Below are 10,513 nucleotides of genomic sequence, written 5' to 3'. Positions count from 1 at the left end.
CTGAGAAACCTTTTTCATATGAAGTATATCGTACCGAATACGGTTTAAGAGTTCGCGTAATTATTGGTGTCTCCGAGATTAGAGAGCTTTGTCAAACATTTACACTCAATGGCAACTGTCTCAATTCATCTCTAAAACAACAAGCAATAGTCCGGTATAAATCTTTATGATTAAATAATGTAATAATAATTAACTGTATTATTGTATACAACAAATCATGATAGAATTGAATAACAAAGCCAACTATCCTTCGTTAGTCAATGCGAGTTTGCTGTACCCGTCCGCGCGAACAAGGTGAACCTCCACACGTAAACTATATAGAACAGTCCGATTTGCTTGTTGTCCATCTTGTTGGTCATCCACAACAACGGTATTGTCAAGTTTGTGGAATGCCTTTAATTGTCAAAAACCGCTATGTAGTATTAGAGGAAAAAGGTCAAGGCGGTTTTGGTAAGACTTTTGTGGCGTTAGATTTAGAGTCGCCAGGAGAAACGTTAGAGCAGAAACGGCGCCGCATTTTAAAACTGTTGCATCCAAATCAGTCATTATCTACTTCATCGTTAGAATTAGTAGAGCGGTTCTTTAAGGAAGAAGCAGAGGCACTAGAAGAACTTAGACATAATCAAATTCCTCGGCTTTATGCATTCTTCAATTTATCAGTCCCTGGATATTCATCCAATAAAGATCAAAAATTATTTTATTTAGTTCAAGAGTATATACAAGGTTCAGATTTACAAAGGGAATTGAGTCAACGACGAGAAGAAGGAAAAAATTTCTCCGAACAAGAGGTTGTATCGGTTTTACACAATATATTAGGTATACTCAAGTTTATCCATGCCAACCCAAAAAAGCCATTAATTCATCGAGATATTAAACCATCTAACATTGTTAGAAGAAGTGATGATAATCAACTTTATTTGATAGATTTTGGCGCCGTCAAACAAGTTATTAAAGTCGTAGAAGAAGGTGCCTCACCAAGTGACACTGTAATTATCTCACCCGGTTACTCGCCTCCAGAACAAACACATGGTAGAACGGTAACATTTGCTTCCGACTTATATTCTTTAGCTTCCACTTGCGTAACTTTACTCACTGGTGAAAACCCATCTAATTATGATATTCCCTATAATTTAAACAATTGGAATGCTGGTGTAAAAGTTAACCAAAACTTAGTCAAAATTATAAATAAAATGCTGGAGCCAGATCCAAAATATCGGTATCAGTCAGCAAGTGAAGTGATTACAGCATTAGAAAAAGGGGGTTTGATTAAAGCAGATAAAAAGTTAGCCCCATTATGGATTTTTGGTATATTAGGAGTTGTCGGGATAGCTAGTATCCTATTTGCAATTTCTCAAATAATTAAGAAACCAGATTCTTCACCACTTCCTGACAACTATTTCACTCGTGGTGAAGAATCTTTACTTGCACAAGACAAATCAATTAGTGCAACTTGTCAAGCAGCATTTGTGAAGAAACAAGCAGGAATGCGTGATTTTGGTGGGGAGAACTTCGCAGCTTCCGAAAAAAACTTCCAAGCAGCTATAGATTTATTTAGAAAAGCAACACGTGAAGCGACACCCACAGCGAAATGTTATGTAGACCCCGAAACTCAGATTTTTCTAAATAACGCAAAAGCACGTAATAGCAACAAACCACCATTGACTGTTGCTATAGTAACTCCAATTAATGGTAATTCGGTTGAATATAGCAAACTCTCTGAACAAATATTGCGTGGTGTTGCTCACGTGCAAAATAAGTTCAATCTGAAAAACGGTATTAATGGGCGCCTGCTCGAATTAATGATTGTTCGAGACAATAACGATAGAAATATTGCTACACGCGCGGCAAAACATATCGTCGAAAATCAAATTCCTGGTGATGAAAATTTTCGTGGTTCTGTTATAGCAGTAATTGGTAATTTTAGTAGTGATGTAATTTTAGATGCCAGTACAGAGTACGAAAAAGGGCAACTTGTAGCAGTATCACCAACTAGTACAGCAATTCGACAAAAGCAAAAAAGTTCAGGTTCCAATTATCAATTTAACTTAAATCGATACGTTTTTAGAGTCATGCCTAATGATGCGGTTGCTGCTAATGATTTATATCAATATACCCAGAAAAACTTTGCCGGAAAGAAAGGCGCCGTCTTTTACAGTTTTGGTGTACCAATAAATATATATAGTCAATCATTACAGCAAGCATTTGCAAGCAATTTTCAGTCAAATAATATAATTACTTGCGATTTATCTAAATATGGTCCTCAAAGATGTGCATCTCAAATACAGGGTGCAAGTTTTTTGATGCTATCACTAGGAACAGCGGATACAGACAAAGCTTTTTCCGTAATTCAAAGCAACAGCTTACCACTACTAGGGGGAGACGCTTTATATAGTGACGACAAACTAACGTCTGATTCAAGTAGTAGTATTGGCAACAAAGCCAATAATATGGTATTGGCAATACCTTTCGATATTGAAACGGCGCCGCAATGGTTCAAAGATGAATCAAATCAACTTTGGGGGACTCAATATGTAGGATGGAGGACTGCAAGTGCTTATGATGCAACCCAAGTAATTATAGATGGTTTGCAGCGACAAGGTGAAAATCCGACTCGTCAGGGTTTGTACAATGTATTAAGCTCAAAGTCATTCAAATCAACTACCAGTGCAACAGGAGTAATTGAGTTTGATAGCTCAGGAGATCGAAAAATTAGACCAGAAGACGAGAACCGACTAGGTGTATTAGTGCAAGTCAAAGATAAATGTAAACCTGAAGACACACCAAAATACCGTTTTTGTCGCATTTAATTAAACTATGAATGCACAGTTCGTGATGCCTGTGCTACGGGTTATTATTCAACAAGCGCAAACCACTCAAAGTAACAAGCACAGTAGAACCCTCATGTCCCACCACACCTAAAGGCAAAGTAATACCAGCAGTAAAATTAATCACTAGAAGTACCAAAACAGAAGCAAGTGCAAACAAAGTATTTTGTTTTATAACCCGTACCGCGCGTTTACCCAGTTCAATAGCAACAACTAATTTTTCTAACCTATCTGCCATCAATACAATATCAGCAGTTTCCAGGGCAACATCACTACCAGCAACACCCATTGCAATACCTACCGAAGCTGTAGCAAGTGCAGGTGCATCATTAATACCATCACCAACCATTGCCACTGTTTTATAGTCTAAGAGCAAACGACGAACTACGGTTACTTTGTCTTCAGGCAACAGTTCTGCATACACTTGTTTTATTCCCAACTGTTGAGCTACGTGTAAAGCAGCGCGTTCATTGTCACCAGTCAGCATAATAATTTCGGCGCCTAATTTTTTCAAACGCTTCACCGTCAACGCTGCTTCACTACGAACCGTGTCAGCAACAGCAATAATTCCAAGTACTTGATTATTCTCTGCTACCCAGACAGTTGTTTTGCCTTCTGACTCAAGACGGGTGCTTTGTTGTATCAAGCTTTCAGGTAAAGCGATAGAATCCGCTTTGATAAAACTTGCTTTACCCACTAACACCTTCGAGTCAACCTCACCACTAATTCCAAAACCTGTATGTGCGACTACGTTTGTTGCAGGTAAGATATTTATTTGATTCAAAGCAGCATATCTGACAATGGCTTGTCCAATGGGATGTTCTGAATAACTTTCAACCGCAGCCGCTATTTTAATTAATTTCTTGCTATTACATCTATCTGAGGGTATAATCTCAATTACATGTGGTTGCCCAGTTGTGAGAGTACCAGTTTTGTCGAAAGCGACTGCTCTGACCTTGCCAATCATTTCTAAATCGGCACCACTTTTAAACAAAATGCCATTGCGGGCGCCCGTCGCAATACCCGATAATAAAGCTGGCATAATTGCAGCCATCAAAGCGCATGGGGAAGCAACCACTAAGAAAATCAGCGCACGGTAAATAGTAGTTTCCCAATCTTGATTTAGAAATAGCGACGGTACAGTCATTAACAGTATTCCGCACAGAATAATAACTTTCGCGTATATGCGCTCGAACCGTTCGATGAATAATTGTGAAGCAGGTTCCTGATTTTGAGCTTGCTCTACTAAACGTATAATACGTTGAATTAAACTACTTTCCGGTGGTTGGTGAACCTCGACAACCAAGGCGCCAGTACCATTAATCGTACCAGCATAAACTTCATCACCCACAGTTTTTTCCGTAGGAAGCGATTCACCTGTGATCGAAGCTTCATTTAAATTACTTGCACCACTTACAATTACACTATCAGTAGGTATAAAAGTTCCTGGCTTGACTAATAACTTATCCCCAACTTGTAACTTACTAATTGCAATATCTTCTTCGTGACCTTGAGAAATCCGAATTGCTGTATCAGGAGTCAAGCGCATTAAACTATCGATAGCGCGGTTAGTACGCTGCATCGCATAACCTTCCAAGGCGCCACTAATCGCAAAAATCAAAATTAGCACTGCACCATCCACAATCAAATGGTACTCACGGCGCCATAAACCTAACGCAGCGGCGCCGAGTGCTGCAACAATCATTAACAGATCAACGTCAAACTCTTTCTCTTCAACAAGCGTCGTTAAACCTTCCTTAGCACTCGAATATCCACCGACCACATAAGCAACACAGCAAAGCAGTAAAGCTAACCCCACCCAACCATATACAAGTCCCAACCAACCTAAAAATAAAAATAAAGCGCAAAAGAATGCTGCAACCGCATCCGGATGTTCAGCAACTAACCGTCTAGTATCAATCACCTTTGAATCACTAGTCATAAAAGTGGTAGAAGCATAATAAAGTTCTCTACTCACTCTAAACCTTGACATTAATGTCAAAGTCAAGCCCCTTACAGAGAAACCCGTAAAAAAGAGCCTAGTCTCTATATAAGAAACTAGGCGCCACTTTTCAACCAATTATTTATTTGACACCTTAGAGATTTAACCAAGGTTAACTTTGACTACCTTGTTTTTCTCGGCTTCTGACTTTGGTAGTGTCAAACTTAAAATACCGTTTGTATATTCTGCTTTGACGGCAGTGTTTTGAATGCGCGCGTGTAGGGGAATTACACGTTGAAACTTACCGTAGTAAAATTCGCTTCTGGTTCTACCGCTTTCAGATGTGTTTTTTGATGTGTTGGTTTCTGCTTTGCGTTCTGCAACTACTTTGACGGCGTTTTCGGTTACTTCAATGTCTACGTCTTTACCTTCAACACCAGGTAATTCTAGTTTGAGGTGCAAAGCTTCCTGCGTTTCATACAGTTCAGCAGCAGGAGTTTTAAATGCTGGCGCTTGTAATTCTTGAAACAATGAATCTAATTGGCTAGTAATTGCGTTCATTTCATTCCAGGGGTTGTTACGTGCTAACATTTCGTATCGCTCCTTGTGGTTGGTATTTATTAATTTGTTCGGTTTAATGTTTTGTATGTCCCTATAGTAATGAAGGTTGGAACGGTTGGAAATACGGCTTTTATCACTAAACTGTTTCTGAAAACCGACCATTGGTAAATACGAAAAATCTGGTACGGTAAACTGGATGCAAGCAATCTAACTACTCTCTAGACAGAGGTAAGAGAGACATATTGTAAAGTCATACCGACTTTGTAGTATCCTGATTACTGGCGCCGTCGTTGAAAGAATATGAATATCTCTATAATTTCTGTAATGATAGTTATTTGTACCACTGCGTGCGGTTAGGCGCCGCTTAATCGCTCTTTTAGAATTAATAAACAAACTTATGTCAGCGAATCAAGATATAAAACAGGTGCTTCCAATCACCAAGCCCAAACAGAATACGGATATCAGCTCGACCACAGAACCTGTAGAAAAGGATTCCGACGATTCTACTGCTGGATTTTTTAAAGCAGTAGGTATCGTTTCGGGTGTAGTAGACTTTGACGAAGAGAAAAAGTTTAGTACTGTGACGATTAGTGGTAATAAATACCCATTACTATACATTCCTAATAAGAGAGGGTTAAGAGCTTTTGAGGCACTTAAGAAGAATGTGCAAAATGGTGGTAATCAGCAGCGATTAATAGTTTACCCAAAAGTGACTCATTTCCCTGGACGGGATAAACCACATCAAATTGGGTTTCAGGTTGTAGGATTTGACTCCGGAAATAATGAAGGGATGTGTCAGGAGTTGAAAGACTTTGAATTTAAGCTGAGTGGGATATGGCAATTTATCCCAGTTTGTCAAGTACCTTGTATTTCTGTTTTCAGAAACTTCTCAGAAGATAGGTTAGAATTCGTTAAACAAGCAGATGTTACTAAGCGGGTAAAATACATGAAAGCGAGCCACATTCCTATATTTTGGAAGGATGCACTCGTTCCCCCATTTAGATTTAATCCAAAAGCACCAAAAGAACAACAAAAGAAATCATACTTTGTTTCTGTAATTGCAAAATTCCTTCCTCAAAAAAATGCATTTGGTTTTCAGTCGCTAGTGGAAATGCCATTAGAAGAACCGCCTAAATTCTTTAAAGCTAGTAAAAAAATGAAAGCTGAAGCGCTACAATTAAAAAAAGCTGAATCTGCACCACAAAGAGAAGGAGATTCCGAAACAAGTTCAGAAACCAATTCAGAAATAAATTCAGAAATAAATTCAGAAAGCAGCAAGTTTACTAAGCCGCAAAAAGAGTCCAATCCGAAAAAAGTTTTAGAAAATAGCAACTTAACTGAAGCCCAAAAAGAATCAAATCCAGAGACAGTTTCAGAGAGTAGCAAGTTTACTAAGCCGCAAAAACGCAGCAAACCTTCCTCATAATTAATTAGTATCTGTTTGTTCAAGGTGTTTGTTTACCTGTTTGTTTAAATTGTAGGGTGCGTAACAGCTACCACAAACCTCAACACAAACGCTCATATTTTCTGCTGTTACGCACCATCAACAATTAAGATATAATTACTTTAAATGCGCGCGCCAAACTTAACAATCAAAGAATTAACACAGCTAGTAGGTGGTGGCATAACTCCACGTATGGTTAGACATTACCACAAACTAGGATTATTACCAGAAGCTTCGAGGTCTGAAAGTAACTACCGCTTATATACAGATAAAGACATTCAACACCTGCGACGAATTGTAGCTCTCAAATCACAAGGGTTTCAACTCGACCACATTCGTAAATTACTACAACCCGGCCGTCAAAAGGCGCCTAATAATGATTTACTCGATAGTTTACAGCAACAATATTGGTCGGTGATGCAGCAGCTAACACGACTGCGACAAACAGCTAGCGCACTCGAAGGATTGTTAGGTAGAGACCATTCATGTTTAAATGTCCAAGCAGAAGCTTTGTTACAATTGCAACAATTAGAAGTAGAAACTAGCGCTTATGCCGAGCAACTCGAACAACTTTGGGACGGTTTGGACGCAGCAACCGATGCTCATCCTGAAGACTTTAACGAATCATTACAGCAACTACTACCATTACCCGCGCGTTCCCAAATAGAAGTTGATTTACTTTCAAAATTGGTAATAGCTTCCGGTGATGTAAGTTTAGTAGACTTTGTGCGCTGGAGTCAAAACGCAATTGCATCCAGTCGCAATGCACTTCAAAATAACTGTGAAATTATTGTGGATGTTCCAGCAGTTTGTGCGGGTATCGATGAAGCTCGTATTGCACATTTGGGCGTAACTGTCAAGACTCTTATTGATGACCCTCATATTACCAGTTTTACAGAAGTTGAACGCGAGTACTGTTCATCAAATAAGTGGCAGGAGAAATTACAGCAAGTTGCTCCAGGATGTATATTACTAGTCGGATATGCACCCTCTGTTTTGATATCAATTTGTAATTTAGTTGAGCATAAGCAAATACAACCAGCTTTGATTATTGGAATGCCAATTGGTTTTAGTCATGCACCTGCCGCAAAACGGCGCCTTATACGTTCTGGTGTTGAGTATATTACAACTTTAGGTATCAATGGCGGTGGGTTACTCGCAGTTGTGGCATTAAATGCGTTAATTGAATCACTAATTGAAAAACCTCACTGCCATTGCTACCTTGAAAATGGCAATAAATAACAAATTTGTACATATTTAACATAAATAGTTGCTGCATTATCGCAAAAAAAAGTAACATCAAAATTCATTCATGAATTTTGAATTTGAGCTTATGGAGTGACACTTGCCTCAAGCAATTATTAAGAGAAAACCCCTCACTACGGAAAAATCGTCTACAAAAAGATATGCGAATTGCTGCAATAGCATTGTCACTTAATGCCACAATTGTTACAAGGAATTCTCAAGATTTTGATCAAAAAAATTATTGAATGCTAGCCCATATGTATTACAGGATTCAAGGTAATATGACCTCTAACGCGCGGAGTGTCATCACCAAGGTATATGCCAGCAAAGCCATGTGCTAATTCATGCACTGTTATTGAAACGATGATTATTGCTATATACGCGAAGAAAAATCCTGGATTGCGAATCGAGAATTATACCCTTAAACTGTTATGGTATAAACCATTAGCAGTAACTCATTAATTAATGCGCTCTCGGCAAGATATTCCAGAAATATTTGCAACTTTCCTACAGTTTGAGACTGATTACTTCAGTGGCTGGGTATGGGATGCTAAGTTGCGTCGCAGTATCCAGAATTGCTTGCTTAAATGCCCTCAAGACAAATCTGAAAATTTTTGGGCTATTTACTGGCATAAATCCTGGTTGACTGAGCCAAACTCCATAAATATGGGGCATTTATCTGCTTACTTACAAGAAAGCTGTTATTGGGCAGCTAAAAGAACGATGCCTCAGTTTGCTAGCGTGCAGTGTAGTTTGTCTGATTGTTTTCAAATTGCAATTGCCTCTGTCCCCAAAATTCTCAAAGCTTGTGACCCTGATTTACAGGCAAGTTTGAAGAGCTATAGTAATACGGCTTTTGGCAATATTATCCGCGATGGCTTACGCCAAAAGCAAGAAATTGATTTTTGCAGTGATTGGGGATTATTACTGAAAACGAGTCGTAAGCGGTTACAAGAAGCTTTAGAAAATGCTGGATTTAATTCCGAAATTATTAAGCGCTATCTTTTAGCCTGGACTTCTTTTGAAGATGGCTATATTCAAAGTAAATCTTCCAAAAATCGCAAGCTACAACGTCCTGACCAAGAGACTTGGGAACTGATAACCCAAATATATAACCGTAATGCGACTCAATTTAACCTATCACAACCTGAATCCAGTGCTAATCTGGAAAAATGGTTACTGTTATGTGCTAAACATGTGCGTACTTATTTATACCCTGTTGTTTCGTCGCTAAACGTCCCTAAACCAGGACAAGGGGAACGGGAATTACAAGATGATTTACCTTCTGGAACTAACGAATCTTTATTAGAGAATCTTATTGAACAAGAAGAAGCAATAACCAAAAAGAATCAACGAACTGAACTTAGTGACCTTTTAATTACGACTTTAAAAAACCTCGATTCTCAATCACAGCAGTTATTAGAATTTTACTACCGTCAAGGCTCGACACAACAGGAGATTGCCAAGCAACTAGAAATGCCGCAATATAAGATTTCTCGTCGTCTATCTAAAGCACGAGAACTATTACTGGTCTCAATTACAAAATGGAGTCAAGAAAAACTGCATATTTCCCCGACTACCAACGTGGTTAAGCACATTAGTGCAGTTTTAGAGGATTGGTTGCAGGATTATTTCCGCAATCTTGACAATCAAACCAATTAGGAGTATAGCCATGTCATTTTCCTGCATATCCCCTACCCAGCTGGGATTAGAAGTTTCAAGAGAGGTGCAAGACTTTTCTTGGCGCCAAAGTCAGTCTTGTACTAGTGCGAACAGTCGTTGGAATACTTTTCTAAATCAAATTTGTTTGGGTACTTTTTTAGCTTGGCTGCAAGCTGAGTACACTCCTGATGCTAGTGTGTGGACTGATCTGGAAGCACACAGCAATATATGGAAAGTCGTAAACGGCACTGCCATAATTATGGATACAAGGCGCCTGATTTTAATTCCAGACAAAAATGTAGAAACTAGGGAATTATCTGTTCCTCAAGAGTGGATTGATATTCCTAATTGGGCAGGAGATTACTATTTAGGAGTGCAAGTTAGTCCAGATGGTGAATGGTTGCGAGTTTGGGGATACGCTACCCACGAACAAATAAAAAATCTAGGTAGCTATAACTCACAAGAACGCACTTACTGCTTAGATGCAAATCTAATGGTAGAGGATATAAGCGTTTTGTGGGTAGTGCAGCAGTTATATCACAAAGAGGTAACACAGGCTCAAATCGCTCCCTTGCCAACATTACCAGATACCCAAGTTGAAAATCTCTGGCGCCGTCTATTAAATCCATCTATTACAAATCCTCGCTTGGAATTACCGTTTGAAATTTGGGGCGCCTTACTAACTCGTCAAGATTGGCAACAACACTTGTACCAAGCACCTAATACTGTTAGCTTACGTGAATTATTTGAAAGCGTTCTTACAAACACTTGGCAAACCATCGAAGCATTATTTAATCAAGAGCCAAATTTTGCTTTTAGCTTTCGACAAGGTAT

The 10,513-nt window shown here is 38.9% G+C and carries 7 protein-coding genes; 5 read left to right on the top strand and 2 right to left on the bottom strand.

The genetic code is table 11. The features are described 5' to 3' along the window. Nucleotides 1-260 precede the first annotated feature (260 nt). Nucleotides 261-2,807, top strand: a complete 2,547-nt coding sequence (locus tag AC2JBO_RS38225; RefSeq protein WP_496958858.1) for a bifunctional serine/threonine-protein kinase/ABC transporter substrate-binding protein — start codon at nt 261-263, stop codon at nt 2,805-2,807. A 34-nt stretch (nt 2,808-2,841) separates the two neighbouring features. Here the strand turns inward: AC2JBO_RS38225 and AC2JBO_RS38220 are convergent, their stop codons facing one another. Continuing rightward, nucleotides 2,842-4,767, bottom strand: coding sequence for a heavy metal translocating P-type ATPase (locus AC2JBO_RS38220; protein WP_496958857.1), 1,926 nt, complete (start codon nt 4,765-4,767; stop codon nt 2,842-2,844). Nucleotides 4,768-4,929: 162 nt separating this feature from the next. Further along, nucleotides 4,930-5,358, bottom strand: a complete 429-nt coding sequence (locus tag AC2JBO_RS38215; RefSeq protein WP_496958856.1) for an Hsp20/alpha crystallin family protein — start codon at nt 5,356-5,358, stop codon at nt 4,930-4,932. Nucleotides 5,359-5,725: 367 nt separating this feature from the next. On the opposite strand from AC2JBO_RS38215, the gene AC2JBO_RS38210 reads away from it, so the two are divergent. From AC2JBO_RS38210 to AC2JBO_RS38195, 4 genes are all read left to right on the top strand, one after another. Continuing rightward, nucleotides 5,726-6,754, top strand: a complete 1,029-nt coding sequence (locus AC2JBO_RS38210) for a hypothetical protein (protein ID WP_496958855.1) — start codon at nt 5,726-5,728, stop codon at nt 6,752-6,754. A gap of 144 nt (nt 6,755-6,898) precedes the next feature. Continuing rightward, the gene (locus AC2JBO_RS38205; RefSeq protein ID WP_496958854.1) at nt 6,899-8,014 is read left to right on the top strand and encodes a precorrin-8X methylmutase; all 1,116 of its coding nucleotides are present in this window, start codon (nt 6,899-6,901) and stop codon (nt 8,012-8,014) included. Between the two features lie 468 nt (nt 8,015-8,482). Continuing rightward, nucleotides 8,483-9,679, top strand: a complete 1,197-nt coding sequence (locus tag AC2JBO_RS38200; RefSeq protein ID WP_496958853.1) for a sigma-70 family RNA polymerase sigma factor — start codon at nt 8,483-8,485, stop codon at nt 9,677-9,679. A 10-nt stretch (nt 9,680-9,689) separates the two neighbouring features. Then, nucleotides 9,690-10,513 (top strand): DUF1822 family protein (locus tag AC2JBO_RS38195; protein ID WP_496958852.1); only part of this gene is annotated, 824 nt, incomplete at its 3' end.

It is taken from the genome of Calothrix sp. CBUCES-K 9914 (genome assembly GCF_059640475.1).
Note: the sequence above shows the minus strand (reverse complement) of the source record. Positions and strands in the feature narration are given on the sequence as shown.

Excerpts from the sequence above, each read along its gene's own strand:
- AC2JBO_RS38220 (WP_496958857.1), bottom strand. The coding sequence starts at position 4,767 with ATGACTAGTGATTCAAAGGTGATTGATACTAGACGGTTAGTTGCTGAA.
- AC2JBO_RS38210 (WP_496958855.1), top strand. The coding sequence starts at position 5,726 with ATGTCAGCGAATCAAGATATAAAACAGGTGCTTCCAATCACCAAGCCC.
- AC2JBO_RS38205 (WP_496958854.1), top strand. The coding sequence starts at position 6,899 with ATGCGCGCGCCAAACTTAACAATCAAAGAATTAACACAGCTAGTAGGT.
- AC2JBO_RS38215 (WP_496958856.1), bottom strand. The coding sequence starts at position 5,358 with ATGTTAGCACGTAACAACCCCTGGAATGAAATGAACGCAATTACTAGC.
- AC2JBO_RS38225 (WP_496958858.1), top strand. The coding sequence starts at position 261 with ATGCGAGTTTGCTGTACCCGTCCGCGCGAACAAGGTGAACCTCCACAC.
- AC2JBO_RS38200 (WP_496958853.1), top strand. The coding sequence starts at position 8,483 with ATGCGCTCTCGGCAAGATATTCCAGAAATATTTGCAACTTTCCTACAG.